22 protein-coding genes, 1 pseudogene and 1 CRISPR repeat array are annotated in these 26179 nt (G+C 71.7%); of the genes and pseudogenes, 12 read left to right on the top strand and 11 right to left on the bottom strand.

Annotation, left to right across the window (positions count from 1 at the left end):
* Nucleotides 1-293: transposase family protein (locus G446_RS0105220; protein WP_026409355.1), on the top strand; the 293-nt coding region annotated here is incomplete at its 5' end.
* 1241 nt (nucleotides 294-1534) lie between these two features.
* On the opposite strand, the pseudogene G446_RS21420 reads toward G446_RS0105220, so the two are convergent.
* From G446_RS21420 to G446_RS0105205, 3 genes and pseudogenes are all read right to left on the bottom strand, one after another.
* Nucleotides 1535-2632: pseudogene (locus tag G446_RS21420) on the bottom strand (YobI family P-loop NTPase); the annotation flags it as partial.
* A 209-nt stretch (nucleotides 2633-2841) separates the two neighbouring features.
* Nucleotides 2842-3942 (bottom strand): redox-regulated ATPase YchF, encoded by a 1101-nt coding sequence (gene ychF, locus G446_RS0105210; RefSeq protein ID WP_026409353.1) that lies wholly within the window; start codon nucleotides 3940-3942, stop codon nucleotides 2842-2844.
* A gap of 165 nt (nucleotides 3943-4107) precedes the next feature.
* Nucleotides 4108-5721, bottom strand: a complete 1614-nt coding sequence (locus tag G446_RS0105205) for an alpha/beta hydrolase (protein WP_026409352.1) — start codon at nucleotides 5719-5721, stop codon at nucleotides 4108-4110.
* A 143-nt stretch (nucleotides 5722-5864) separates the two neighbouring features.
* Between G446_RS0105205 and G446_RS16090 the strand changes: the two genes are divergently transcribed.
* Both G446_RS16090 and G446_RS0105195 read left to right on the top strand, forming a co-directional pair.
* Nucleotides 5865-7166 carry a DNA recombination protein RmuC gene (locus G446_RS16090; RefSeq protein ID WP_034469248.1) on the top strand — a complete coding sequence of 434 codons (1302 nt, stop codon included), beginning with the start codon at nucleotides 5865-5867 and terminating at the stop codon, nucleotides 7164-7166.
* A 171-nt stretch (nucleotides 7167-7337) separates the two neighbouring features.
* A complete protein-coding gene (locus G446_RS0105195) occupies nucleotides 7338-8000 on the top strand; it encodes a hypothetical protein (RefSeq protein WP_026409351.1) in 663 nt (220 codons plus the stop codon).
* A gap of 134 nt (nucleotides 8001-8134) precedes the next feature.
* Here the strand turns inward: G446_RS0105195 and G446_RS0105190 are convergent, their stop codons facing one another.
* Nucleotides 8135-9337 (bottom strand): 4-hydroxy-3-methylbut-2-enyl diphosphate reductase, encoded by a 1203-nt coding sequence (locus tag G446_RS0105190; RefSeq protein ID WP_245574589.1) that lies wholly within the window; start codon nucleotides 9335-9337, stop codon nucleotides 8135-8137.
* A gap of 62 nt (nucleotides 9338-9399) precedes the next feature.
* Here G446_RS0105190 and xseA point away from each other — a divergent pair, with 62 nt between their 5' ends.
* From xseA to G446_RS0105175, 3 genes are all read left to right on the top strand, one after another.
* The gene (xseA, locus tag G446_RS16085) at nucleotides 9400-10749 is read left to right on the top strand and encodes an exodeoxyribonuclease VII large subunit (RefSeq protein WP_051285671.1); all 1350 of its coding nucleotides are present in this window, start codon (nucleotides 9400-9402) and stop codon (nucleotides 10747-10749) included.
* Between the two features lie 469 nt (nucleotides 10750-11218).
* Nucleotides 11219-11470, top strand: a complete 252-nt coding sequence (locus tag G446_RS0105180) for an exodeoxyribonuclease VII small subunit (RefSeq protein WP_026409350.1) — start codon at nucleotides 11219-11221, stop codon at nucleotides 11468-11470.
* A gap of 39 nt (nucleotides 11471-11509) precedes the next feature.
* Nucleotides 11510-12466: a carbohydrate kinase family protein gene (locus tag G446_RS0105175; RefSeq protein ID WP_026409349.1), complete on the top strand. Its 957-nt coding sequence runs from the start codon at nucleotides 11510-11512 to the stop codon at nucleotides 12464-12466.
* Between the two features lie 230 nt (nucleotides 12467-12696).
* On the opposite strand, the gene phoH2 is transcribed toward G446_RS0105175, so the two are convergent.
* Complete coding sequence (gene phoH2, locus G446_RS0105170) at nucleotides 12697-14010, bottom strand: RNA 5'-3' helicase PhoH2 (protein WP_026409348.1); 1314 nt, start codon at nucleotides 14008-14010, stop codon at nucleotides 12697-12699.
* A gap of 159 nt (nucleotides 14011-14169) precedes the next feature.
* On the bottom strand, nucleotides 14170-14967 hold the full coding sequence (locus G446_RS0105165; RefSeq protein ID WP_211228246.1) for an isoprenyl transferase: 798 nt from the start codon (nucleotides 14965-14967) through the stop codon (nucleotides 14170-14172).
* A 276-nt stretch (nucleotides 14968-15243) separates the two neighbouring features.
* Here G446_RS0105165 and trhA point away from each other — a divergent pair, with 276 nt between their 5' ends.
* From trhA to G446_RS0105145, 4 genes are all read left to right on the top strand, one after another.
* Nucleotides 15244-16014, top strand: a complete 771-nt coding sequence (gene trhA, locus G446_RS0105160) for a PAQR family membrane homeostasis protein TrhA (protein WP_084779006.1) — start codon at nucleotides 15244-15246, stop codon at nucleotides 16012-16014.
* 94 nt (nucleotides 16015-16108) lie between these two features.
* Nucleotides 16109-16597 (top strand): GreA/GreB family elongation factor, encoded by a 489-nt coding sequence (locus tag G446_RS0105155; protein ID WP_026409345.1) that lies wholly within the window; start codon nucleotides 16109-16111, stop codon nucleotides 16595-16597.
* A gap of 68 nt (nucleotides 16598-16665) precedes the next feature.
* Nucleotides 16666-17388, top strand: coding sequence for a peptide-methionine (S)-S-oxide reductase MsrA (gene msrA / locus G446_RS0105150; RefSeq protein ID WP_026409344.1), 723 nt, complete (start codon nucleotides 16666-16668; stop codon nucleotides 17386-17388).
* Between the two features lie 131 nt (nucleotides 17389-17519).
* Nucleotides 17520-18323, top strand: a complete 804-nt coding sequence (locus G446_RS0105145; protein ID WP_026409343.1) for a hypothetical protein — start codon at nucleotides 17520-17522, stop codon at nucleotides 18321-18323.
* A 654-nt stretch (nucleotides 18324-18977) separates the two neighbouring features.
* Nucleotides 18978-19449: direct repeats of the CRISPR family, unit length 37 nt; unit sequence GTCAGGGAGCACCACGCACCTGTAGGTGCATTGAGAC.
* 720 nt (nucleotides 19450-20169) lie between these two features.
* On the opposite strand, the gene G446_RS0105140 is transcribed toward G446_RS0105145, so the two are convergent.
* Nucleotides 20170-20796: a LysE/ArgO family amino acid transporter gene (locus G446_RS0105140; protein WP_051285669.1), complete on the bottom strand. Its 627-nt coding sequence runs from the start codon at nucleotides 20794-20796 to the stop codon at nucleotides 20170-20172.
* A gap of 58 nt (nucleotides 20797-20854) precedes the next feature.
* On the opposite strand from G446_RS0105140, the gene G446_RS0105135 reads away from it, so the two are divergent.
* The gene (locus tag G446_RS0105135; RefSeq protein WP_245574588.1) at nucleotides 20855-21793 is read left to right on the top strand and encodes an ArgP/LysG family DNA-binding transcriptional regulator; all 939 of its coding nucleotides are present in this window, start codon (nucleotides 20855-20857) and stop codon (nucleotides 21791-21793) included.
* Here the strand turns inward: G446_RS0105135 and G446_RS0105130 are convergent.
* The 3 genes from G446_RS0105130 to G446_RS0105120 are packed head-to-tail and all read right to left on the bottom strand — an operon-like array spanning nucleotide 21742 to nucleotide 22902.
* On the bottom strand, nucleotides 21742-22023 hold the full coding sequence (locus G446_RS0105130; protein ID WP_026409340.1) for a hypothetical protein: 282 nt from the start codon (nucleotides 22021-22023) through the stop codon (nucleotides 21742-21744). The two genes, G446_RS0105135 and G446_RS0105130, sit on opposite strands and share 52 nt — an antisense overlap.
* 37 nt (nucleotides 22024-22060) lie before the next feature.
* Nucleotides 22061-22582, bottom strand: a complete 522-nt coding sequence (locus G446_RS16080) for a DUF2812 domain-containing protein (RefSeq protein ID WP_084779005.1) — start codon at nucleotides 22580-22582, stop codon at nucleotides 22061-22063.
* Nucleotides 22579-22902 carry a PadR family transcriptional regulator gene (locus tag G446_RS0105120; RefSeq protein ID WP_026409339.1) on the bottom strand — a complete coding sequence of 108 codons (324 nt, stop codon included), beginning with the start codon at nucleotides 22900-22902 and terminating at the stop codon, nucleotides 22579-22581. Before G446_RS0105120 ends, G446_RS16080 begins: the two co-directional genes overlap by 4 nt.
* 110 nt (nucleotides 22903-23012) lie before the next feature.
* On the opposite strand from G446_RS0105120, the gene G446_RS16075 reads away from it, so the two are divergent.
* Complete coding sequence (locus G446_RS16075) at nucleotides 23013-25400, top strand: ABC-ATPase domain-containing protein (RefSeq protein WP_245574587.1); 2388 nt, start codon at nucleotides 23013-23015, stop codon at nucleotides 25398-25400.
* Nucleotides 25401-25577: 177 nt separating this feature from the next.
* Here the strand turns inward: G446_RS16075 and G446_RS0105110 are convergent, their stop codons facing one another.
* A complete protein-coding gene (locus G446_RS0105110; protein WP_026409338.1) occupies nucleotides 25578-26132 on the bottom strand; it encodes an NADPH-dependent FMN reductase in 555 nt (184 codons plus the stop codon).
* Between the last annotated feature and the right edge of the window lie 47 nt (nucleotides 26133-26179).

Genomic DNA, 26179 nt, shown 5'->3' with positions numbered 1-26179 from the left:
TGCACGTGCTGCCGGCCCTGTACCGGTCCGCATGGCTGGGGATGCCGGTCCTGGCGGACAAGGGGTACCAGGGGGCGGGGATCGGCGTGCTGACCCCCACGAAGAACCCCTGCCCGACACCGGACGAGGAGACCCGCAACAACCTGCTGTCCGCCATGCGGGCCCCGGCCGAGAGGGCCAATGCCATGTTCAAGCACTTCAGGGCCCTGCAACGAGTCTCCCTCGACCCCGCCGCCATCACCACGATCATGGCCGCCGCCCTCGTCATCATCACCCTCTGGCACGATTCCTGACACGAACCCTGGTGAGAAAGGCTCACTGTGAGACCAATTACTTCGAGCATCTCAAAGATTCGACTAGTAGTATTTTCACAGGCATGATCCTCGGTGACCGCTGCAAGATACGAGTAGTAAGACTCGATCAGTACTTTAGTGCGATCCCCAATCTTATAAGAACTGATGGGTTCAGCACTCAACAAGGCCGTGTCAAAGAGCCTGAGACGCGTTTCGTGATCAGGGATCCCCGGGTGACTCGCGAGATACTCGAATACCTCACGCCAGGGATGTTTGGTCAACATCCTGACGAGATCCTCACGAGGAGCATTGGGTTCATTGAAAAAGGCGTTGAGGAAGGTCTGAACATCCGCATCGTTATGCGTGACTATATATGCTACAATCGACTTCGCTTCATCTATCCTACTCTTGTCCTCGAGTAAGTAGGACACGATCTGAATATTCAAGGCACTTACACTGCTGGTGAAGTCTTTCGGGACCTGTTCGAGAAGGTTAGACATTGCATTTTCGGAAATGAACTCGTAGTCGAGATACATCTTGTTCGACTGTACTGCACGATTATAGAAAAAGGCGACGTCAACTCCGACGAAACTACCGTAGAAGATTGTCGAGCACTCGGCATAGTTACGCGTAATAAATCCGCCTCGCACGAGCTCGCGAGCCAACTCCGACTTGAGCACATCATCAATGCACTGATCAAATCGGTTTCGCTTCTCAGACGCGCGCTCGTAGCGCGCCAGCTCGGCGAAATCAGCACCGCGCAGCAATGCGATATCGCGGTCACACTGATTTGCCTGCTGCGCTAACTCAGCTGGTTCCGGGTCGCTCCACTCCGCCTCATTCACAGCCTCTGGAAATAGGCGGACAATCGACTTCGCTCCTACCTCTACTACTTTACTGGAGTACAGCTCCCATGCTTTAAAGCATTTTTTCTTAGCCACGAATTGCCAGAACTCCACAGAATCGATGTCGTCAACACTGAAATTTTTATTGCCGACCTCAATTGAAACAGTCGTTGACCAGAATGTTTCTATAATATCATGAAGTCGAGCACCCAATTCCGCAGCCGTTCGCTCCCGATCTTCGCGATGCTCCTCGAGTCGCAGGAGTCTGCTGCGCTTATCCTGCAGGTCCACGATCAGTGCCCTGACCTCATCGCGATGGCATCGCTCGAGTTCGTCGAGAGTGCTCTCACGCTGCGAAATAGCCTCGAAGTCTGCGAGGTGGAAGTTCTTATAGACAACAAGCGCAAAGAGATGATCTGCGTTCATGTCGGGCGCGGGTGTGTCTGCCCACAGAAGACGTTCCACGAACACCGCGAACTCGTTGCAGATGTTGATCATCAAACGCATATCGGTCGTGTACCGCGCAACCAGATCGAGAAGAGAACGCGATACGAAGCCCTTGCCGAAGCCGAGAGACGCCAGCGTTTCGACGATGTGGTCGCGTGCATTACGATACGAAATGAACGGAACAATTGGAATGACTATTTCAAAGAATTTGGTTCGGTTTGCACGCCGCACAGCCGCGGTTGCCACATCGACTCGGCACTTCGCGCTCTCATCAACGGACGCACCAGTCTTAGACTCTGCACCGAGCTGCTCGAATAAACTGTCCTTGATGGCATAGATGAAGCGCAGTGGACGATTCTTGTCACGCCAGTGCACGGAAGTATTGATGAGCGTGTTGAGTTCACGAAGTGAATCAAATATCTGCGGGTCGTCGAACCGATCCAGATCCTCAAAGATCACGAATTCGGGTTCTACCGCATCGAAGAACGTGACGATCTCATCGAGAAAGCTGTCAAAATAGGTGGTCGGACCCTCGCCGAGCGCGATCTTCGTTCCTGCTGTCGAGACTTCCGAGACGATCCGGTCCCCGATGACCCAGCGGATTGCCCATACCGCGAGTAGGACAAGAACAAAGAACAGCGCTACCAGCGAGGCCTGCACCGCGGTATTCGCGCCAGCGCCGGGCCAGTTCGCCATTGGTCGCACCCCGAACAGCCACAATACGCCCAGGCCGACGATGGTCGTGGCGAAGGCCTGGCGTAACGCCCTGAACTTGGTTAACAGGTTCGGTCGGGCGAACCTGGAACTGCGGATCTTACCCGGGGCTATCCGGTAAACGAACTGCTTGACGAGCTCTTTCTGAATCCGGTTCGTCAGATCAGTCCCATCCTCATCAGGGCCAAGCGTATTGACGCTGATCCGGATCGTCGATTCTGAATGCTTCTCCTCGAAGGCGTCCAGAACACTGGACTTCCCGACTCCGTAACGACCAGTGAGGGCAATGTTGCGATTTCGCGTGTCCTGTACGGCTTCTTCGAGGTGCCGCACGTAGACGCCGTGATGCTCTTCGTTGAACTCGGGACCGAGAGATCGGAGTGTGATGTGGCGTTTCTCGGCCCCCTGCTGCTTTGAACCTTCTTCGGCCACGACGTCCCTTTCTGATCCCTGCTGCTGGTCTGCGCGTACTTTCGGAGCACTCGTCACACGCACAAGCCTTTAAGGCGGGCGCGGAGAACGTCCAAGTATTACCCCGGATTTCACACGTTGAAGCGGAACTCGACCACGTCGCCGTCGGCCATGACGTAGTCCTTGCCCTCCATGCGCACCCGGCCGTGGGCGCGGGCCTCGGCCACGCTCCCGTACTTCATGAGGTCGTCGTAGCTGACGATCTCGGCCTTGATGAAACCGCGCTCGAAGTCGGTGTGGATGACGCCGGCGGCCTGCGGGGCGGTCCACCCCTTGCGGATCGTCCAGGCCCTCGCCTCCTTCTCCCCCGCCGTCAGGTAGGTCTGGAGCCCGAGCGTGTCGAAGCCCACGCGCGCCAGCTTGTCCAGCCCCGACTCGTCCTGCCCGCTCTCGTGCAGCATCTCGGCGGCCTCGTCGGGCTCGAGCTCGACGAGCTCGGCCTCGAATTGCGCGTCGAGGAACACGGCCTCGGCCGGCGCCACGAGCTCGCGCAGCCGCGCCCGCCTCGCCTCGTCGCCCATTCCGGCGTCGTCCATGTTGAACACGTGGATGACGGGCTTGGCGGTCATGAGCTGGAAGGAGCGCAGCGCGCCATCGTCGATCCCGGCCCTGGCGGCGGCGCCCGAGGCCACGGCGGCGGACAGCATGGTGCCCTCCTCCAGGATCTTCAGCGCCGCGCGCGCGGTGTCCAGCACCGCGGCGTCGGTCTTCCTGCCGCGCACCTCCTTCTCCAGGCGGGGGATCGCCTTCTCCAGGGTCTGGATATCGGCCAGCATGAGCTCGGTGGCGATGGTCTCGATGTCGTCGGCCGGCTCGATCCGCCCGTCCACGTGCACGACGTCGGGGTCGTCGAAGGCGCGCGTGACCATGCAGATGGCGTCGGCCTCGCGGATATTGGCCAGGAACTGGTTGCCCAGGCCCTCGCCCTCGCTGGCCCCGCGCACGATCCCGGCGATGTCGACGAAGGAGACGGTCGCGGGCACCACCCTGGCGCTGTGGAACATCTCGGCCAGCTTCTCCAGGCGGGCGTCGGGCAGCGGGACGACGCCGACGTTCGGCTCGACCGTGGCGAAGGGGTAGTTCGCCGCGAGGACGGTCGCACGGGTGAGGGCGTTGAAAAGGGTGGACTTGCCGACGTTGGGCAGTCCGACGATTCCGATCGTAAGGGCCACAGCGCGAGTCTAGCCGCCGGCCGCGCGCCCAGCCGCACCCAGGTGTCGTCGGTCCGCCCGGCGGCCGGTCGGTCCCCGCAGGCGGCTCGCCGTTTTCCCCAGCCGGCCCGCCGATGAGCACGCCGATGTTCTCGCCGGCCGCGCTCCGTCGCCGGGCCGCCCCGCTCACCCCGGCAGGAGGACCACGTCGTGCCAGGTGGTGTAGAAGCCGCCCGCCGCGTTGGCGATGACGGCCACCGCCACGCAGATGAGGAGCGCGGTCGCCGTCACGCCCAGCGCCCGCACCACCCACGGCAGGCACCTCTCCGCCCGGCGCCGGCACCTCTCCGCCCAGCGCCGCGCGGCTCCGATCCTGATGTGCTTCCCCCGCGCGCGCTCCCCGTCCGCGCGCGCCCGCACCGGACCCCGGCGCAGCAGCACGACGACGGCGAGCACCGCCGCGCTCACGCTCAGGCCGATGGTGGCGGCGCCGCCCGGCGCGAAGGGGCCGGGCCCGGCGGCCGGGGCGCCCGCCCGAGCGGGTGCGGGCGCCCCGGCTCCCGCCGACGCCTCCCCCAACGCTCCCGCGGTCCCCGCCTCCCCCGACGCTCCCGCCGACGCCGTCGGCGCCGTCGTCGAGTCGGCCCGCGGCGGCAGTCCGACGGCGGCGAAGACGGCCGGATCGGACCCCCACCACTCGAGCAAGCGCGGGAAGCCCTCCACCCACAAGGGCCAGGCGTGCCCGCCGGTGGCCGGGGTATCGGCGGTCACCGAGTCCGTCCCGTGGGCCGCCGCCAGCAGCCGCTTCGCGGTGCCCCCGGCGTCGTAGGGGTCGTCCTGGGCCCCGAGCACCCACATCCGCAGCCCGTCGGGGGTGCGCCCGCCCAGCATGGTCGACAGGGTGTTGCGCTCGATCACCCGGCGACCGGCCCGGGCCAGCCCGCCCTCGGTCGGCCGGTCGTAGCTGGACAGGACCCCGGCGGCCCCGTACTGGGAGGGCTCGGTCATGGCCGTCCAGGCGGCGCAGTAGGCGCCCGAGGACAGGCCCATCACCATCCAGGCCGCCCGCTCGCGCGAGACGTTGGGGAAGGTCGCCGCGATCATGCGGGGGACCTCCTGCGCGACGAATGTGGCGATGGCGGGGCGACCGCCGAGATTGGCGCAGTCGTGCTCGCCGGAGTCGACGTTGAGGGAGGGCACCACGATGATCGACGGCGGGATCCGCCCCGCGTCAATGGCCCGCTGAAGGGCCTCGGGTGATCCCAGCGCGTCGATGATCGCGGACGGCGACCCCCGGAAGCCGTGAAGGGCCTCGATGACGCCGTAGGTCCTTCCGTCGTCGGCGCTGTAACCGCGGGGTGCAATGACGTCGACATCGAGCTCGATCCCGCTGATCGGCCCCTTCCACGTCGTCTTGAGGAAGCCGGCGTCCTGAGCGGAGAAGGACGCCCTCCAGGCCCCGGCGGGCACGGCGTTCAGGGCGGCGTCGGAGGCCAGGGGCCGGGGCGCGCCGGCGGGCGGCTCGCGCGCGATGATCGCCCCCACCAGATCGGCCGCACTGGTCACGTAGCCGCCGGACCGGTTGAGGTACAGGGCGCCGGTGCACAGCACCAGAAGCGCGGGGAGGACGACGGCGACCGCCCTGCCCGTCCGCCTCAGCGCCCTGCGCCCAGCACCGCCGCCGTCGGAGGGCGCGCGCCCCAGAATCCACGTCGAGACGGCGATCGCAATCACGGCGAGGCACAGCACAACCCCGATCGTGATGCCGGACGTCAAGGAGACGGTGCGCAGGATCGACATGGCACCAGAGTGAACCAGCGCACGTGTCGGGGGATCGCCCTGAAGGAGGAGACGACGAGTTGAGACCCTCACCCCCGCGCCCGCTCCGACGGCGCCCGGCCCGGCGCCGGTTCCGCACCGGCGCCCTGTGGGACCGTGGGGTCATGCCCTCCACCGCCTCCGCCGTAGTCCTTCCCGTCCTGCTCCTCGTCGTCGGCCTCGGCCTGGGCGCCGTCCTCGGCTACGCCCTGGCCGTGGCCCGGTCCGCGTCCGCCCGGGCCTCCGGCCGCGACGCCGCGGCGGCCGCCCGCGCCGACGCCGCCCAGTGGCGCGCCCGCGCCGAGGAGCTGGCCGAGCGCGCCCAGCTCGCGGAGGAGCGCTCCGAGCGCGACGGGGCGGTCCTGCGCGCCCTGGCGCCCGTGCGCGCCCAGCTCGAGCAGGTGGGGAGCCGGGTCGAGGCCATGGAGCGGGACCGGGCCGCCCAGCACGCCGCCCTCGCCGAGCAGCTGCGGGCCGGGGCGCAGGCCGAGCGCGAGCTGCGGCGCACCACCTCCGCCCTGGCCGGGGCCCTGCGGTCGCGCTCGAGCCGCGGGGTGTGGGGGGAGGTCGAGCTGGCCCGGGTGCTGGAGGCCAGCGGCATGATGCCCCACATCGACTTCGTCGAGCAGCGCGCCGTCGGGACCCTGGTGGCGGGCGACGGCGCCCCGTCCCGCTCGCGCGCCCGCACGCCCGACGACGCGGCCCGCCCCGACGTCGTCGTCCACCTGCCCGGCAACGGGTACCTGGCGCTGGACGCGAAGGTGCCGATGGACTCCTACCTGCGGGCCGCCGGTCTCGATGCGCGGGCCGACGGCGCCGAGCCGGACCCGCGGGAGCGCTCGGAGCTGCTGGCGGCGCACGCGCGGGCGCTGCGCGCGCACGTGGACCAGCTGGCCCGGCGCCGCTACGACCGCGCACTGGGCTCCTCCCCGGAGCTGGTCGTGCTCTTCGTCCCCGCCGAGCCGGTCCTGGCCGCCGCGCTGGACGCGGACCCGGTCCTCATGGAGCACGCCCTCGACCTCGGCGTGGCGCTGACCTCCCCCGCCTCCCTCCTGGCGCTGCTGCGCACCTGCGCGAGCGCCTGGGCGCGCACGGCGGTCAACGAGGACGCCCGCGAGCTGGTGGAGCTGGGCCGCACGCTGTTCGAGCGGCTGGGGACGGTGGCCGGGCACCTCGACGCCCTGGGGTCCTCGCTGACCCGCAGCGTGAGCGCCTACAACCGGGCGGTCGCCTCGATGGAGTCGCGCCTGCTCGTCACCGCCCGGTCCTTCGAGGCCCTCGGCGAATCCACGCCCTCCGCGCGCCCCGTCGGCGCCGACGACGCCCAGGTGCGCGCCTTCACCGCGCCCGAGCTCACCGGCGGGGACGGGGCCGCCGGCTCGCCCGCGAGCCCCCGCCCCGGTCGACCGTCTGGAAGCACACACTAGAAAGGCGCTCTCTTCGGATCACAGGATGATCACAGCGCGATCACGCTGCGATAACGCTAATAGCGGAATCCCGCACGATCATGCGTCAAACTGGCCGTCTCGAGCAGACGAGCGCAGCGCTGGACAGGTAGTTGCTTGCCATCTCACCGCTACCAGTGCAATGGTCTTTCCATGACTCCCGAAAGTCCCTTCGCCGTCCCGACCATCGCCACCATCCCGGCCAACACCTCCTCCGCGGAGGCCCGCAGCACCCTGGCCAGGCTGCACGACCTCGCCCAAGAGCAAGAGAACTTCCAGAGCCGACTGGCCGCCCTGCGAGAGGAGAGGGACTCCCTCATCCTGCGCGGCCTGGCCCACGGCCTGAGCTCCTCCGAGCTCGCGGCGACATCCCACCTGACCGGCGCCCGCGTGCGCGCCATCGCCGACGCCGCCGCATCCTCCTCCGCGCGCGAGCGCGTGTCCCGGGCCATCAGCAGACTCGTGGAGCACAAGCCCGCGGTGTGCACCACCTACGGGGCCCTCGCCGCCGCCGTCGGCATCGGCTCCGCCAAGGGCGTGGCCTCCTCCCTGTCCACCAACCCGGGGGTCTCGGCCCGCGAGGGCGCGCGCGTGCTCCTGCTGCGCTGGGCCTCCCCCGCGCTCGGCGGCTACATCATCCCGTCTTCGGAGCCCGCCTGGCAGACCCAGGGCGACGACACCGCCACCCGCTTGGAATGCCTCAAGGCCGAGGGGCTGGTCATGCAGACGGTCGGGCCCGACGGCCCGGTCTGGGTGGTCCCCTTCGACCGCGTCATCGCCGACGCGAACCGGCTGACCCCCATCGTCGCCGGCTGACGCCCGCCATCGCCGACGGCGCCGCCCCGGACCTCCGCCGGCGGGGCGGCCCTCAGCCCGGCGCCCCGCCGGCGGCAGTCCAAGTCAGTCCAGCCTTCGCACGCCGACCGCGAGCCCGGCCCGGCCACGCCCTTTCAGCAGGTGTGGTCGGCGCCGGGCTCGCGGCGTCGGCCGTGCGCCGGGGCCGTCCCGCCGGCCTTGAGGTCGGCGCGCAGGTTCTTGGGCAGGGCGAAGGTGATCTTCTCCGTGGCCGTGCGCACCTGCTCCACCTCGCCGAAGCCCAGTCCGCCCAGGCGCTCGACGACCTCGCGCACCAGGATCTCCGGGACGCTCGCCCCGCTGGTCAGCCCCACGGTCGTGGCACCGTCGACCCAGGCCGGGTCGATCTCGCCGGCGCAGTCCACGCGGTGGGCGGCCGGCGCCCCGGCCTCGAGGGCCACCTCCTTCAGGCGCACCGAGTTCGAGGAGTTCCCCGAGCCGACGACGATCATGACGTCGACCCGCGGCGCGATCGCCTTGACCGCGCCCTGGCGGTTCTGGGTGGCGTAGCAGATGTCGTCGCCGGGCGGGTCTGCCAGGTGCGGGAAGCGCTGGCGCAGCAGTCGCACCGTCTCCAGGGTCTCGTCCACGCTCAGCGTCGTCTGGCTGATCCACACGACCTTCTCCGGGTCGCGCACCTGGACCCGGTCCACCTCGTGGGGCCCGTTGACCACCTGGATGCGCTCGGGGGCCTCGCCCCGGGTGCCCTCGACCTCCTCGTGGCCGGTGTGGCCGACCAGGATGATGTCGTAGTCGTCCTTGGCGAAGCGGATCGCCTGCTTGTGGACCTTGGTCACCAGCGGGCAGGTCGCGTCGATCGTGGCGAGGCGGCGGGCGGCCGCCTCCTGGTGCACGGCCGGGGAGACGCCGTGGGCGGAGAAGACCACACGCGCGCCCTCGGGCACCTCGTCGGTCTCGGAGACGAAGATCGCCCCGCGCCGGGACAGCGCCTCCACGACGTACTTGTTGTGGACGATCTCCTTGCGCACGTAGATGGGGGCGCCGTAGTGCGCCAGGGCCTGCTCGACGGCGTCGACGGCGCGGTCCACCCCGGCGCAGTAGCCGCGGGGGGCCGCCAGCAGGATCCGCTTGACGCCCTCGCGCGCCGGGCCGTCGTCGTCGAACGCGGGCCCGCCCTCGGATGCCGCGCCGGCACCGGGCGCAGGCCCGCCGATGGGCGCAGGCGCGCCGTCGGACGCCGGGCCGGCCTCGGACGGGGCGGCCGACTCGGCGACGTCGGCGCCGGGCGCCCGGACGGGAGCCGGCGGCGCCGTCATCCGCATGCTCTGGATGCTCACGCGCCCCACTGTGCCACAGCGGCGCTCCGCCTCCCAGGGGGAGGCATGGCACAGTGGTGCATGTGACAGCCCAGCCGCCCTCCCCCTCGGCCCTCCGGCGCGACGACGCCCAGCGCGCCAACCCCGCCACCGTGCGCGAGCCCGCGCGCCTGGCCCGCGACACCACCCCGGACAACCCGTGGCCACTGTCCCTGCTGTCGACGAAGATCGAGGGGTACGTCTCGAAGATGACCGGCGTGTGGGTGGAGGCGCAGATCGTCCAGATCAACCGCCGCGCCGGCATGTCCTTCCTCACGCTGCGGGACGTGGACACCGAGATGTCCCTGCGCGCCGCCGTCTACCGCCGCGACCTGGTGGCCGTCGAGCGGGCGATGGGCGCCGAGCTCGCCGACGGGCTGCGGGTCGTGGCCCACGGGCGCCCCACCTTCTGGACGCGCGGCGGCAGCCTCCAGCTCCAGGTCGACGACGTCCGCCCCGTGGGCACGGGCGACCTGCTGGCCCGCATCGAGCAGCTGCGCCGCATTCTGGCCGCCGAGGGCCTGCTCGCCCCCGAGCGCAAGCGCCCCCTGCCCTTCACGCCGCGCGTCGTCGGGCTCGTGTGCGGGCGCGGCGCCAAGGCGAAGGACGACGTCATCGTCAACGCCCGCCTGCGCTGGCCCGGGCTGCCCTTCGAGGTCCGCGAGGTCGCCGTCCAGGGCGTCCACGCCGTCTCCCAGGTCACCGCCGCCATCCGCGAGCTCGACGCCGACCCGCGCATCGACGTCATCGTCGTGGCCCGCGGGGGCGGGTCCGTCGAGGACCTCCTGCCCTTCAGCGACGAGGGCCTCGTGCGCGCGGCCGCCGCCTGCCGCACCCCGCTCGTGTCCGCCATCGGCCACGAGACGGACCGGCCCCTGCTCGACGACGTCGCCGACTACCGGGCCTCCACGCCCACCGACGCCGCCCGCCGGATCGTCCCGGACCTGGCGCAGGAGACGGTGGGCCTGGACCAGGCGCGCGAGCGCATCCGCGCCGCCCTGGTCCGGCGCCTGGAGGAGGAGCAGGCGCGCCTCGAGCGCGTCCGCTCCCGCCCCGTCATGGCCGACCCCACGGTCATCGTGCGGGACAAGGCCGTCGAACTGGGCCAGGCCCGCGACCGGCTGCGCCTGGCCCTGGGCAATGCGCTCTCGCTGGCCGACGCCGAGCTGCGCGCCGACCGCGCGCGCCTGACGGCCCTGTCACCGCAGGGCGTCCTGGACCGCGGCTACGCCATTCTGCGCAAGCCCGACGGCAGCCTGGTCACGAGCGCCGAGGACGTCAAGAAGGGCGATCTGCTCGAGGGCATCCTGGCCTCCGGCCGGCTCGTCGCCCAGGTGGTGGGCGCCACCAAACCGCCCGCCGCGTCGCCCGCCCCCTCGCGCGAGCGGTCGTAGCGTAAACCCCGCGCGAGCGGGGATGATCCTGGCCCCCGCCCCTCGCGCGAGCGGTCGTAGCCCCCGCCCGGCGCCGTCCGCCCGGACTGGCATCGCCTCCGCTCCGCGGATCGGTCGTAGTCCCGGCCCCGCGGTGGCCGTCAGACGGGCGGCGCCCTCGTCCCCGGGGCCCGCGGCGGCGCCGTTTGTCCAAATCTGTTGCAAAGGCGCTCCGAGCCGGGATCGGCCGCGAGAAGAAGCGCGGAATATCAACGTTTCTCTTTCTGCGCTTCGGCGGGATCCGGGCCTTTGCAACAGATTTGGACAAAACTCCGCCCCAGCCAGTCCCAGAAGCCCCACCCGCACCACCGCAACGGCGAACTCACGCACGAGGCATGCGCCAGCGGTGCCGGGCGCACCACGAGCCCGTTCGCCATCTGCGTCTTCCATGCGCCCACGCGCGGGACCCGGCTCATGACAGAATCGACCTATGAGTCAGTCCTCCACCGCCACTCCCTCCGCGGCCGACGACGTCGCCCGCCTGTCCTACGAGCAGGCGCGCGAGGAGCTCGTGGCCGTGGTCCAGCGCCTCGAGGCCGGGCAGGTCCCGCTCGAGGAGGCCCTGGGCCTATGGGAGCGCGGCGAGGCCCTGGCCGCGCGCTGCCAGTCATGGCTGGACGAGGCGCGCAACCGCCTGGCCGCCGTCGCCCACCAACAGACGGACGCCGACGCCGAGCACTGAACCACCACTCCGACACCGAATCCTCGAAGGAAGCCCACCATGACCGCACCCGGCCGCAATGGAACCGCACTCGTCATCGGCGAGGCCCTCGTCGACGTCATCATCAACCCCGGCGAGCCGCCCCGGGACATCCCCGGCGGCTCCCCCGCCAATGTGGCGCTCGGCCTGGCGCGACTGGGCCGCGACGCCGAGCTCGACTGCTGGATCGGGCGCGACGAGCGCGGCCTGGCCGTGCGCGAGCACCTGGAGGCCTCGGGCGTGCGCCTGATCCCCGGCTCCGACGACGCCGAGCGGACCTCGACGGCGCAGGCCACCATCGACGAGGAGGGCGGCGCCTCCTACTTCTTCGACCTCGACTGGAACCCGCCCTTCCCCACCCTGCCCGAGGACGCGGCCCCCGTCCTGGTCCACACCGGCTCCATCGCCGCGATCCTCACCCCCGGCTCCGAGACGGTCCACCGCATCCTGGAGGCCTACCGGGCCACCTCCACCATCTGCTACGACCCCAACGCCCGTCCGCAGCTCATGGGCGAGCCCGAGGACGCGCGCACCACCGTCGAGGCCCTCATCTCCCTGTCGGACCTGGTCAAGTGCTCCAACGAGGACATCGGCTGGTTCTACGGGGTGGACGACTCCGACGACGCCGCCGTGGAGGAGATCCTCCAGTCCTGGCTGGCGATGGGTGCCGCCATCGTCGTCGTCACCCGCGGCAAGAGGGGCGCGCTGGCCATGACCGCCTCCGGCGTCCGCCTGGAGGTCCCGGCCAACCCCGACGTCGTCGTCGAGGACACGGTCGGCGCCGGCGACTCCTTCATGGGCGGCCTGGAGGACGGGCTGTGGAGCGAGGACCTCGTGGGGGCCGACCGCCGCGAGGCCCTGCGCGCCATCGACGCCGAGGCCCTGGAGCGGGTCGTGCGCCACGCCGCGGCCATCGCCGACATCACCGTCTCGCGGGCCGGCGCCAACCCGCCCACCCGCGCCGAGCTGGAGGACTGAGCCCGCGCCCCGGAGACGGGTTCGCACCACGACGCGCGGCGCGGGTCCGCCCGGCCCGGCGGGCCCGCGCTACGCTGAGGCGCGTCGGCCGACCGCGACCGCCCGCGGTCGGCCGACGCACTCGAGGCGCCCGGAGCCCAAGGCCCTTCCGAGGCTCCCGGCGCGCCCAGCGCGGGCGCGCCGCCTATCCCGGCGTCCGACCGCGCGGTACCCGGCGCGCGCCCCGCACTTCAGTACAGCGGCACCTCGTCGAGCATCGTGGTCACCAGCTCGGCGATGGCGCTGCGCTCGGTGCGCACCAGGTCGATGTGCGCGAACAGCGGATTGCCCTTGAGGGACTCCACCACGCTCGCCACCCCGTCCCAGCGCCCCACCCGCAGGTTGTCGCGCTGGGCGACGTCGTGGGTGAGGACCACCTTGGAGTTGCGCCCCACGCGGGAGAGCACCGTGAGCAGCACATTGCGCTCCAGGGACTGGGCCTCGTCGACGATGACGAAGGCGTCGTGGAAGGAGCGGCCGCGGATATGGGTCAGGGGCAGGACCTCGAGCTGGCCCAGCTGGAGGACGCGGTCGATGCGCTCGCGGGCCACCACCGAGCTCAGCGTGTCGAAGACGGCCTCCGCCCAGGGCTGCATCTTCTCCCCGGTGTCCCCGGGCAGGAAGCCCAGGGTCTGGCCGCCGACGGCGTACAGGGGCCGGAAGACCAGGACCCGCTCGTGCTCCTGGCGGTCGACGACGGCGTCGAGCCCGGCCGCCAGGGCCAGCGCCGACTTGCCGGTGCCGGCGCGCCCGCCCAGCGAGACGATGCCGATCTGCGGATTGACCAGGTGGTCGATGCCGATGCGCTGCTCGGCCGAGCGGCCCCTCACCCCGAAGATCTCCCGGTCGCGGCGCACCAGGCGCAGCCCGCCCGCAACGACGGTGGCCAGCGCCGAGCCGCGCGGGGAGGTGACGACGACACCGGTGTGCTCGGGCTGCTCGGCCAGGGCGGCCACCGCCGCGGCGTCGACCAGGTCGGCCGGCTCCAGGCGCTCGTCCTCCCACAGCCCGTTCATCTCCGCGGCGCTCACGGACAGCTCCGTCATGCCGGTGTAGCCGGAGTCCACGGCCAGCTGGGCCCGGTACTCCTCGGCGGCCAGCCCCACGGAGGCCGCCTTGATGCGCATGGGCAGGTCCTTGGAGATGACGACGACGTCGTCGCCCCGCTCCGCCAGGGAGACGGCCGCGCTCAGGATCCGGGTGTCGTTGTCCCCCAGGCGCATGCCGGCGGGCAGGACGCCGTCGTCGGCGCCGCCCAGCTCCACGCGCAGGGTGCCGCCCGCGTCGTTGAGCGGGACCGGGCGGTCCAGGCGCCCATGCCTCCGGCGCAGGGCGTCGAGCAGGCGCAGGGCGGAGCGGGCGAAGTAGCCCAGCTCGGGGTGGTTGCGCTTGCCCTCCAGCTCGGTGATGACGATGACGGGCAGGACGACGGCGTGCTCGTCGAAGCGCAGGACGGCGCGGGGGTCGGATAGAAGGACGGATGTGTCCAGGACGTAGGTGCGCATGCTCGGTTCTTCCGGTGCTCGGCGACGGGAGCCCCGGCGGCCGCCCGCCTCTTGCCACGACGCTACACCACGTGTGACCTGGCGCACGGGTTTTGCGGGCGGGCTCCGCGGTCGAGAGCCGCGGTCTGACGCCGGTCGGATCCCGCTGCCGGCCCACCCTCAGCGCCCGAGGCGGCGCTCGCGGCGGGAGTAGTCGCGCAGGGCCCGCAGGAAGTCCACGCGCCGGAAGGCGGGCCAGTAGACCTCGCAGAAGTAGTACTCGGAGTGGACCGACTGCCACAGCAGGAAGCCGGACAGGCGCTGCTCGCCGGAGGTGCGGATGACCAGGTCGGGGTCGGGCTGGCCCTTGGTGTACAGGTGCGCCGTGATGTCCTCCTCGGACAGGGACTCGGCCACCTCCTCCAGGCTGGCCCCGGCGGCGGCCCGCTCGCGCAGGACCGCGCGCACGGCGTCGGCGATCTCCTGCCTCCCGCCGTAGCCGACGGCGATATTGACCTGCATGCGGGGGTCGTCGTGGGCGGGGCCGGTGGCGGTGGCGGCGACGGCGTCGCGCAGCCGGGCGGCGACGGGTGCGGGCAGCAGGTCGACGGCGCCCACCAGGCGCAGCCGCCAGGTGCGGGTCGCGGCCAGCTCGTCGACGGCGTCGGCGATGATGTCCAGCAGTGGGGAGAGCTCGGCGGGGTCGCGGCTGAGGTTATCGGTGCTCAGCAGCCACAGGGTGACGATGCGCACGCCCGCGGCCCGGGCCCAGCCGAGGAACTCCTCGATCTTGTCCGCGCCGCGCCTGTGCCCCTGGGAGGCGCCGAAGCCCATCCGCTTGGCCCAGCGGCGGTTGCCGTCGAGGATGACGCCCACGTGCTCGGGGACCTTCTTCGCCTTGATCTGCGCCATGAGGCGGCGCTCGTAGAGCCCGTAGACGAAGCTCTCCCTGGCCACGCGGGCACCTGCCTTCCACATCGTCGGCCGGGCGGTCGGGCACCGGCGGGCCGCGGCGGCGCACCGGGCCCGGTGCAACCGTATCGCGCGGACCGCGAACACGTGCGGGGTGAACTGCCCGCATTCGTCGTCGGGCAGTGCGCCCGGGGCCGCTCGCACGGGAGAGGCGGGCCACGGGGGCACCCCCTACCGCGCTAACCTACGGTCGCGTAACCTACGGAACCGTAAGTTGGAGGCGGCGCCCTGCACCCGGCTCACCACCGGGCACGACCGCCGCACAATGAACAAGGGGGAGTCATGGCCGTTCGGATCGAGCAGCGCCCCGGCGCCGAGCGCGGGAGTCGCACGCCCGAGAAGATCCAGTCGCTGTCGTCGGGAGCCATCGGCACGGTCACCGACGCCGTCAAGGACGCCGCCGGGGGCGCCATCCGCGCCGTCAAGCCGCGCCTGCGCGGGTGGATCCACGCATTCACCGCGCCCCTGGCCCTGGCGGCCTGCATCGTCCTGACCGTCCTCGCCCCGGGACCGGCGCTGACCTGGGCCTGCGCGGCCTACCTGGCCTGCTCCCTGTTCCTGTTCGCCAACTCGGGCGTCTACCACATCTCCTACGGCCACTGGCCCCGACGCGTGTCCGCCGTCCTCCAGCGCGTCGACCACGCCAATATCTACCTGCTCATCGCCGGCACCTACACGCCCCTGTCCGTGGCCCTGCTCGACCGGGGCATGACGCTGCTCGTCCTGGGGATCGTCTGGGGCGGGGCGCTGGCCGGGATCATCACGTCCCTGGCCTGGCGGAGCGCGCCGAGGTGGCTGACGACCCTGTTCTACATCCTCCTGGGGTGGGTGGCGATCTGGTTCCTGCCCCAGTTCTGGATGACCGGCGGGCCCGCGATCGTGTGGCTGCTCGTCTCGGGCGGCGTGGTCTACACCGTGGGCGGCGCCGTCTACGCGCGCCGCTGGCCCGACCCGGATCCGCACTGGTTCGGCTTCCACGAGATCTTCCACACGTGCACCGTGGCCGCCTGGGCCTGCCAGTGCACCGCCTGCTACCTCGCCGTGCTGGGCTGAGCGCGAAACTCTTTCACAGGAAGTCTCCAGGCGCGACGATAGACTCGCCGTTCATACGTCTCTGTACGTCCGGCACCGACCCGAGGAGAAGGACATGTCTGAGAGCAGCACGTCGAGCACCTGGCTGACGCAGGAGGCCTTCGACCGCCTGACCGCCGAGCTGGCCCGCCGCAAGGAGGCCGACCGCAAGGAGATCGCCGCCCGCGTGGAGGCCGCCCGGCAGGAGGGCGACCTGCGGGAGAACGCCGGCTACCACGCCGCCCGCGAGGAGGCCGGTCTCAACGAGGCGCGGATCGCCCAGCTCACCGAGCTGCTCGAGCACGCCCAGATCGGCGAGGCGGCCGACGACGGCTCGGTCTCCGCCGGGACGATCGTGACGGCCAGAGTCGCGGGCAAGGAGCAGGCCTTCGCCCTGGGCGGCCAGGAGATCACCGCGGACGTGCCCGAGGGGGTCAAGGTGTTCTCCCCCGACGCCCCGCTGGGCAGGGCCCTCATGGGCCACAAGGCCGGCGAGACGGTGACCTATGCGGCCCCCAACGGCAGGCAGATCGAAGCCGAGATCCTCGACGTCACAACCCTGTGAGCCCCCGTCGCCCGCCCCCGGCGGGAGCGCGGGCCCGTCCCGGCGCCGCGGGGCGGTAGCGTGTCCGCATGAGCTCCAGACCGACGACGCGCCCCGCGCGCTCCACCGTCCTGCCCGGGCGGGAGGCCCCGATCCTGCCCGACCCGGGCGAGCACGTCGTCCTGCACGCGCCGCTGAACGGCCCCTGGCCGCGGGGCACCGAGGTGCTCCACCTGGCCGGCGGCTGCTTCTGGGGCGTGGAGCGCATCCTGTGGCGCCGGCCCGGCGTCGTGGTCACCGCCGTCGGCTACATGGGCGGCACGACGCCCAACCCCACCTACCAGGAGGTGTGCACCGGGATCACCGGCCACGCCGAGACGGTGCGGGTGGTCTACGACCCCGCCGTCGTCGGCGCGGGCGGCGAGGCCCTGCTGCGCACCTTCTGGGAGAACCACGACTCGACCCGCCTCAACCGGCACGGCAACGACATCGGCACCCAGTACCGCTCGGCGGTGTGGACGACGACGCCCGCGCAGGCGGCCGCGGCCCGCCGGATCCGCGACCTGTTCCAGGGCGAGCTGACCCGCATGGGCCTGGGAACCTGCGTGACGACGATCGGGCCGGCCGACGAGCTGTACGCCGACTTCGGCGGGCCGTTCTACCTGGCGGAGGACTACCACCAGGGCTACCTGCACAAGAACCCGGGCGGCTACTGCAACCACGGCCCCAACGGGGTGACCTGCCCGGTGGGCGTGGCGGACCTGCCCGCCCAGACCGACGTCCTGCCCCCGGAGGCGGCTCCCGGGGCCTGAGGCCGGGGAGGCCGCAATGACCGCCCACGTTCGAGCCCGCGCCCGAGGAGACCCCGATGTCCGGACCGAGGAGGCCCGATGCGGCTCCGAGGAGCGAGCCCGCGCCCGAGCACACCCCCGAGGAGACCCCAATGAGCAAACCCGACGCGACCGCCCCGCAGGCCGGTGGCGGGAAGGACGCCGCTGACGAGGAGAGCGCGCTGCGCTGGCAGGCCGCCGACGAGCTCCTCACCGTGCTGGCGGTGAGCCCGACGGCGTACCGGAACCTGGTCGAGGTGCGCCGCGCGTTCGAGCGCGCCGAGGCGCTGGGCGTGCTCTCCTCCTTCTCCGAGACGTCCGACGACGGGGAGGATTCCGAGGGCGAAGTCGGCGGGGCCGGATTCGCAGAGCCCCGCCCGGACCGGCCGCTCCAGCAGGAGAGCGTCAGCGGCGGGGCCGGGTCCGCCGCCGGGGATGCGCCGGTCGAGGCCCCGTCCGAGGCGCCCGCCGAGGGGCCGCGGGTACCCGAGATGTCGCCTGAGGAGCGCGCCGAGGTCAACGACGTCGTCGACGCCATGGCGACCTCGGCCCTGCCGCTCGCCGCGGAGGTCCTCGAACGCCTCGACGCGGAGAGGATCCGCCCGGAGCTGGTGGGGCTGTCGCGCCCGGGGCTGGATTCGGCCCTGGCCATGCTCGGGGAGGCCCACCGGGAGAGTTCGTGGCGCGAGCTGCCAAACGAGGAGTTCTTCGGGCGTGCCTCGGAACTGTTCTCATCGGTGGAGCCGCTGATCAGGACTCCCCCACTCGCGCCCGAGCGGGGCGAGACGGGGCGCATCGTCGCCGTTCTGCGCCGCATGCCCAAGCAGACCGTCACCCGGGTCACCCGGGTGTGGAATCCGCTCCTGCTGCGGATCATGATCTCCGTCGGCCTGCGCGCGCTGCGCAGGGCGAATTGAAGGCGAATTGAAAAGAGTGACACTCACCGAGATTATTGATCCCCCCTCATTGGAAACGGCGTCTCTCTCATCAGAAGTGGCGCCTCGACGGCCCGGATTCTTCTGGCGGAAAGATTCTCGCCGCGTCGTGTTTCCACGCATGCGCGCACACCGGAATTGGTCGTTGCACAGAGGGCGGTTCCTCGAAAATCAGTCCAGACGTCCGCAGAATCCCGTAGAATGATCTTCCCGGGCGCGCGGAATATCCGACGACGGTCTTATCCGAGGCCGCCGGAATGGCCGGGGGTCGGGGTCGTCCTGGTCGGGCGCGGGGCGGTCTCGGCAGACTCGGTCGGGTGCGGAAGGCCCTCGGCGGAGTCGGTCGGGGTCGGACCGGCTGGTGCTGGAGGTGCTGCTGTGGCTGGTGGGGCGGTATAGTGAACGGGGTGTCATGTTGCACGTTTGCAGTAAGGCGTTTCAACGCCGACCTTTCCGCATGACTTCGTCAGAAGTTGGCGCGCGGAGGGCTCGAAGGGCCGTCGGTGGCGCTTGGCGTGATTCCGCCACTATGTGCTACTCTGGGCCCGGTGCTGGCCGGTCCGGAGGGGTGCTCCCGGGGCCGGTGGCGCTCCGGGCCCTCGAAGTGGCGTCATACCGCCGCTCCCGAGGGCAGGGGTCAGGGAGCACCACGCACCTGTAGGTGCATTGAGACACGATTCCTCCTAAGGAATCTTTTTCGCTCAAAGCAGTCAGGGAGCACCACGCACCTGTAGGTGCATTGAGACCAACCGCCTTTTTGGCGGCAGTCCCCCAGGAGCCGGGTCAGGGAGCACCACGCACCTGTAGGTGCATTGAGACTCACTCCTCCTCGTCGTCGAGGATGTCCTCGTCGTGTCAGGGAGCACCACGCACCTGCAGGTGCATTGAGACCAGCCTGACGCGCTGGGTGAACCCTTGTAGCTAAAGTCAGGGAGCACCACGCACCTGCAGGTGCATTGAGACGCTGGTAAAAGCCTGCAAGGCGAGCTATTTTCGGCGGTCAGGGAGCACCACGCACCTGTAGGCGCATTGAGACGGCATCAATTTGATGGGCTGACCCTTCTTTGGAGTGTCTGGGAACACCATGCACCTGTAGGTGCATTGAGCCTTTCTCTCCGGGAACGGCGGTGCGGAGGCCGGGATGAGTGTGGTGGGGGGTGACGACCTCCCGCGGGGCTTGGACGGGCCGGGCTCCTGGCGGGCTCCCTCTCGGGCGAGTCGAATTCTTCTCGGTCCGTGCGGGGGTGTTGCACATCGGAGAGGAGCGTCCCCACGAACCGATTCCGGGTTTTCCGCGCGATTCCGGGATTTTCCTAGAACGTCGGTTTTCAGCGGATGGGTTCCCATGTGCAGAGGGGCCCGCTCTGCACATGGGAGGATTTCAACAACGTTGAGCACTGAGGCGTTTCCGCATGATTCCGCCGATCCCCCGCCGACCGACCCCGATCGAATGTGCAGCACCACCCGGGTCGCCTCGATACCGCACATCCGAGCCTGGCGGCACCGCCCCAACACCCCGGACCCGACCCCGACATCGCCTCGCCCCCTCGCGCCGTTCCCGGCCAGCCCCGGGATCTTTCCGGTGAGAAAGACTCACTGATACGCATGGGACGTGTGGGACCGCCCCGGGCAGGAGCGTGTCCAAATCTGCCACAAAGGAGCTGCGGGACATCATTGACCGCGAGCTGAAGCCTGGAATATCAACGTTCTTCTTCCAGCAGCCCGGCTGTCCCGGTCAGCTCGGCCGGACCGACCGGCCAATCGGCCAACCGGCCCGGCCGCCCCTCACACACCCCGCGCACTCTCCCCCGCGCTCCCCTCACTCCCCTCACGCCCCCAGGGCCAGGCGCGCAGCCACGCCCACCATGACGCAGCCGACGACCGCGTCCACCGCCCGCCACGTCCTCGGGTTCGACAGCGGCCCCGACAGCGCCCGAGCCCCGAGCCCCAGCCCCGTGAACCACACGATGGAGGTCGCGCACGCGCCCGCCGCCGCCCACCAGCGGGTCGGGCCGAAGTTGTTCGTCACCGTGCCGAGCATGAGCACGGTGTCGAGGTAGACGTGCGGGTTGAGCCAGGTCAGCCCCAGCGTCGTGGCCGCCACCGAGGCGGCCGGGCGCGCCGTCGCCTCCCCCAGCGCCCCGGGCCGCAGCGCCGAGCGGAACGAGGACAGGGCGAAGGCGAACAGGTAGGCCACTCCGCCCCAGCGCAGCGCCTCCAGCGCCCAGGGGGCCGCGCCGGCCAGCACGCCGATCGAGCCGGTGCCGGTGGCGATGAGGATCAGGTCGCTCAGCGCGCAGATGGCGATGACGAGCCCGATGTGCTCGCGCCGCACGCCCTGGCGCAGCACCCAGGCGTTCTGGGGGCCGATGGCGACGATGAATCCGAACCCTGTGCCGAAGCCGGTCAGGGCGGAGGCCGGGCCCGCCAGGGCGGTTGCGAACGCTGTTGTCATCACGATCGCGAGCCTAGGGTCGCCCCGGTGTGAAGCCCAGCGCATTATTCTTCAATATGTGAAGCAGCCCTTCATGCACCCCGACCAACTCGCCACCCTGGAGGCCATCGCCGAGACCGGCACCTTCGAGGCCGCCGCCGCGCGCCTGGGCATCTCGCCCTCCGCGGCGAGCCAGCGCATCCGCGCCCTGGAGTCGGCGCTCGGACGGATCCTCGTGCAGCGCACGACGCCCTGCGCCATGACCGACGACGGCGCCGTCGTCCTGCGCTACGCCCGGGCGCAGGCCCTCCTGGCCCGGGAGATGGCCGCCGAACTCGCCCCGGCGTCCGGGGCGGCGCCCGCCGCAGGCGCGGGCGGGGCCGGCGCCGTCGAGCTGACCGTGGCGGTCAACGTCGACTCCCTGGACACCTGGTTCACGGGGGTCCTGCGCCGGGCCGCCGGCTGGCCCTGCCGGCTGCGCCTGTACGCGGTCGACGAGACCCGCACCGAGGAGCTGCTGCGCTCGGGCCGGGTCATGGCCGCGATCTCCGCGGCCCCCACCCGGGTGGCCGGCTGCCGGGTGGAGCGGCTGGGCGCGATGACCTACGCGCCCGTCGTCGCCGCCTCGCTCCTCACCGGCCCGGGGACGGGCTCGGTCGCCGAGCTGCCGATGCTGCGATTCGACGCCGACGACGACCTGCAGGACCTCGCCCTGCGCGCGGCGGGGCTGCCCGTCCCGCCGCCCCGGGCGCACGTGCCGACGACGTCGGGCTTCCTGGCGGCGATCGAGGCGGGCCTGGGCTGGGGCGTGTTCCCCCAGGACCGCCTGGCGGGCCACCCGGACCTGGTGCCCGTGCCCGGCCTGGCGACGGTGGAGCGCGAGCTGTTCTGGCACCGCTGGTCGATCGCATCGGCGAGCCTGGACCGGCTCACCGATGCGGTGCGCGAGAGCTTCGGGTCGGGCCGTCAGCCCTCCCGCGGCTCCCGCACGTCCCGCGCCTCCCGCGACTCGGCCTGATCCACGATGTAGACGGCGGTGCTCAAAGTGAGGTCGGGGCGCGCCGCGCGGACGGCCCGGATCCTCTCCAGCTTGCCCAGGGGCCGGTCGGCGCGGGCGTCGACGACCTCGTGGAGCCAGCGCGTGGACTGCTCCTCGTCGGCGAACCCGGCCTGGCGCAGCGCCGCCCGGGGGTCGCGGCGGCCACGGCCGGCACTGCGGGCGAGTCGGGCCCAGAAGGATGTCCTCATGATCTTCTCCGGTTCTCTCGGTGGGACGGGGCGGGGTTCAGCGGCGCGGGGCGCGCAGGACGTGCAGGCGCCAGCGCGTTCCCAGCCAGGGGATGACCGTGTACACGGCGGGGACGCCCGCGGCGATCACCGCGAGGGCGGTGAGCCACCGGGGCGGGTCGGTCAGGGCGCAGACCAGGGCGACGACGGCGAGGACCGCCAGGCACGCCGCCGCCCAGCGCCCGAGACGCCCCGCCTGGGCCGCGAGCGCCTCGGCCTCGGCGCCCGGGTCGGTGTGGATCGGCCGGGTGCCGGGGGCGGCCTTGAAGATCTGCATGTTCGCCACGCCGAGGACCCGGTGCCAGCCGGCCGCCTCGAAGAGCGCGAGGTAGTCCTCGTCGGCCCGGTCGGTGTAGTCGACGGCGAAGACCGCCTGCTCGGGCTCGGCGGGCTCGAAGAGCCACAGGCCCGGCGCGCTGATGCCGCTCAGGCGCTGGCCGCGGGCGGCCATGCCGGCGAAGAGCTCCAGGTCCTTCTCGGGGGACACGGCCATTCCGTGCCCCATGCGTCGGGTGGTCATGATTCCTCCAGGATTTCTTCGGACAGGGCTATGAGTCGGCGTCGGCGTTCGATATTGCGCCGCAGGGAGGCGGTTCCGGCCTCGGTGCGGCGATAGGGGCGGCGGGGCCCGGCGTCGTCGACCTCCTCGATGAGGCCGACGGCGAGGAGCTTCCTGAGGGTCGTGTACAAGGTGGCGGGCCCCATGGCGAGGTCGGGGCCGCCGCGCTCGTCGAGGAGGGCCATGACGGCGTAGCCGTGCCTGGGGCGGCCCAGGGCGGCGAGGACCTGGACGGCCGGGTCGGGCAGGTCCCCGGTGGCGTATCCGGAGGCGCGGCTCATGGCGCCTCTCCCCTGTCTGTTGTATCCATACTGGATATATTAATGAATGACATACGGCTCCGCAAGGGGCGGTGGCGGATCCGCGACGGCGATGTGCCAGGATCGGACCCATGAGCGACTACGGGCAGCGGTCGGAGGACCGGAATCAGGGGTACGGGCGCGGCGATCGCGCGGGCCGGGGCGGCGGGCCCCGCCGGTACGACGGCGCCAGCCGGGAGGATCGCGGCGACCGCGGCTACCGGGAAGGCCGGGGCGACCGGGGCTACCGCGACCGCGACTACCGCGATCGGGGCGACCGCGGCTACCGGGACGACCGGGGCCACCGGGGCGGCGGGCCGCGCGGGCACGACGACCGGGGCTATCGCGGCGACCGCGATCGTGACTACCGGGGCCGGGGCGAGCGCGACTACCGCGGTGGATCGGGATCCGACCGCCGCGGCGGGCCCCGCGGGTACGACACCCGCGACGACCGTGGCGATCACCGCGGCGGTCCCCGCCGGTACGACGACTACCGGGACCGGTCCCACGACGGTCGCGGCCGCGACGACTACCGCGGGGAGCGCCGCCGCTACAACGACGAGCCGCGCGACGGTCTGCTGGCCGACCTCGTCGACCACCTCCACGCCCTGGACGGTCGCTCCTACGCCGCCTACAAGGCGATCGTCGGCCGCTATGCCGCGCCCGAGGGGTGGGTCCTGCACGTCGACCGCGTCCAGCCCGACCCCTACGCCCCGCCCACCCGCATCCACGTGGACGTGCCCGCCGACCTGCCGGGCCTGGAGGTCCTGGCCGAGCGCGCCCTGCTGGAGACGGCGGACCGGCGCCTGGCCGTCGGCGACTTCCTCACCCGCGAGCTGCGCGCGGGCTTCGGGGGCACGGCCCTGTCCATCGCCGCCCCGGGCCAGGAGATCCTCGAGCGCTCCTCGGTCCTGCTCGTCCCCGCCGACGCGCCCGACGGCGGCTACGACGACGACCCGGCCGAGGCCGGCGGCCCGGGCGGCGCCCGCGCCGGCGAGATCGGCGACCCGGGCGAGGCCGACGACCCGGGCGAGGCAGGCGTCGCGCCCGCGGGCACGGCCGCCGGCGACCCCGACGCCCCGGGGAGCCTTGACGCCGACGCCCCGGGGGCCGGCGGCGCCGTCGGCCCGCTCCCCGCATCGGCGTCGGACTGGACCATTGAGATCCGCGCCCGCATGGCCCTGCCCGCCCGGGGCCGGTCCATCCAGGGGCACGAGGCCTCCCGCATCATCAGCCGGGACCTGACCCGCGAGATGGCCGCCGCCCTCGACCTGACCGGCGAGCGGGCCGAGCGCCTCGTGGCGCACGTGGCCGCACTGGAGGACCACCGGGCGCTGAGCGAGATCGTGCGCGAGCGGGGCTGGGTCTCCTTCCTGGCCGACGGCTCCCTGCTCCCCCGCCGCTCGGGCGTCTCCGACGAGCCCATGCGCGCCGGCGCCGTGGCGCTGCGGGCCCCCGACTCCCTGGCCGCCACCGTCGAGCTGCCGCACGCGGGGCGGGTGCGCGGCACCGTCGTGGGACCGGGCGTGACCCTCGTCGTGGGCGGCGGCTACCACGGCAAGTCGACGCTGCTCAACGCGATCGAGCGGGGCGTCTACCCGCACGTGCCCGGCGACGGGCGCGAGCTGGTCGCCACCGCCCCCGACGCCGTCAAGGTGCGCGCGGCCGACGGCCGGGCGGTGACCGGCGTCGAGCTGACGCCCTTCATCGCGCACCTGCCCGGAGGCCGGGACACGGGCGCCTTCGCCACGCAGAACGCCTCGGGCTCGACCTCCCAGGCGGCTTCGCTCATGGAGTCGATCGAGGCGGGGGCGAGCGCGATCCTGCTCGACGAGGACACCTCGGCGACCAACCTGCTCATCCGCGACGCCCGCATGCGGACCCTCGTGGCCGCCGAGCGCGAGCCGATCACGCCGCTGGTGGACCGGGTGGGCGCGCTGGCCGCGGACCTGGGGGTGTCCACGGTGCTGGTCATGGGCGGGTCGGGCGACTACCTCGACGTGGCCGACCGCGTCCTGCTCATGGACTCCTACGTCCTGCACGACGCCACCGAGTCCGCCCGCGCCGTGGCCGCCGCCCAGCCCCGCGAGGCCACGGCGCTGGCGGGCTTCGGCGAGCCGACGTCGCGCGTGCCGCTGCCCGCGCCGGCGCGCACCCGGCGCGGGCCGGTGCGCACGCGCGCGCACGGGACGACGGGGCTGACCCTGGACCGCGAGGACGTCGACGTCTCCGACGTGGCCGGGATCGTGGACCCCGGCCAGGCCGAGGCGATCGCCTGGGCGCTGCGGGCGCTGCTGGAGCAGCGCTTCGACGGGGAGTCGACGCTGCGCACCTGCCTGACCGACCTGGAGGCGCTGCTCGACGACGAGGGGCTGGACGCGCTGCAGGACGTCGGCGCCCGCCCCGCCTTCCTGGTCCGGCCGCGGATGGTCGACGTCGCGGCGGCGGTCAACCGGTACCGGAGGCTGGAGCTGGCCTGACGCCGCGGCCGGCCGGGGCGCCGCCGGGCGGATCGGTCCGGCCCGCGGCGGCGGGGCGGACCACCGTCCACACGACGAAGCCGGCCGTGGACTCCTGTCCGGCCCGCAGCGGCGGCGGGGCGGGCCGGCAGTGGCGGCGGGCCGGCTTCGCCGTCGGCCCGCCCGATCCGCCGCGGCTCAGCGCAGGGCGGCCAGGGCCCCGTCCTGGGCGACGAGGGCCTCGACCAGGGCGGTGGCCTCGCCGTCGTGGAAGGCGGCGGGGGCGAAGACGCCGCCCGAGAAGTCGGTGGCCAGGTGCAGGTTGACCTGGGGACCGACGACGCCGGTGGTGAAGTTGACGAGGATGGCGCGCAGGTGCTCGATCGGGCGGTGGCCGGCGGAGTAGGAGTAGCCGACGAGGCCGACGGCCCTGTTCGCCAGCACCGAGGGCGCGATGAAGTCGATGGCGTTCTTCAGGGCGCCGGGCACGGAGTGGTTGTACTCGGGGGTGACGAAGATGAAGGCGTCGAAGCCGGCGAGGGCCTTGTTCCAGGCGACGGCGGCCGGGTCCTTGGCGGGGGCCATCATCGGGGGGACCTCCTCGGCGAAGACCGGCAGGTCGAAGTCGGCCAGCTCGAGGACCCGGGCGTCGACGCCGTCGACCTCGTTGGCCTTCTCGGCGATCCACCGGGCGACGGCGGAGCCGGCGCGGCCGGGGCGGACGGAGCCGGTGATAACGGCGATGGTGGTCATGGGCGCTCCTCGCAAGAGATAAGTTTATCGGTGAACCACCCTAGGCC

The sequence above is a fragment of the Actinomyces dentalis DSM 19115 genome (genome assembly GCF_000429225.1).
In the GTDB taxonomy this organism is placed as follows: domain Bacteria; phylum Actinomycetota; class Actinomycetes; order Actinomycetales; family Actinomycetaceae; genus Actinomyces; species Actinomyces dentalis.
This window is presented reverse-complemented; position numbering and strand designations above follow the sequence as displayed.